The following is a 475-nucleotide window of genomic DNA, read 5'->3' as shown; positions in this document are numbered from 1 at the left end:
TCGAGTACCGTGGCCTGACCCGCACCACCGACACCCAGCTCATCCTGTCGCGCGGCCAGGAGCGCCACGAGACCTACGAGCGCGTCGGCGAGCGCTTCCACCTGGTGCATATCGTCATGCGCAACGGCGCCGGCGCGATGCTGCACTACGAGCACAGCCACAACGGCCGCCCGGTGCTGTCGGACATCAACACCTACGCCGACAACGACCCGTCCAAAGTCCACCTGCAACTGGGCACGCTGCTCGATGACCACGGCCATCTCCAGGGCCTGTGGCAGATGGTCGACGGCAAACCACTGCGCCAGCTGTGCGCCTACCACTACGACGACCAGGGCGACCTGATCGCCGCCCAGGACGAGCACGGCGCCGCCTGGCGCTACCAGTACCAGCACCACCTGATCACCCGCTACACCGACCGCACCGAGCGCGGCCTGAACCTGGAATGGGACGGCAGCGGCCCGCACGCCCGGGCGAT

Annotated in this window: 1 pseudogene; it reads left to right on the top strand. The window is 68.2% G+C overall.

Annotated features, from left to right (window positions below):
* A pseudogene (locus tag DM373_RS28475) lies at nt 1-475 on the top strand (RHS repeat-associated core domain-containing protein); the annotation flags it as partial.

This window comes from Pseudomonas sichuanensis, assembly GCF_003231305.1.
GTDB lineage: Bacteria > Pseudomonadota > Gammaproteobacteria > Pseudomonadales > Pseudomonadaceae > Aquipseudomonas > Aquipseudomonas sichuanensis.
The sequence above is the reverse complement of the archived record's forward strand: the minus strand, read 5'-3'. Positions and strand labels throughout refer to the sequence as shown.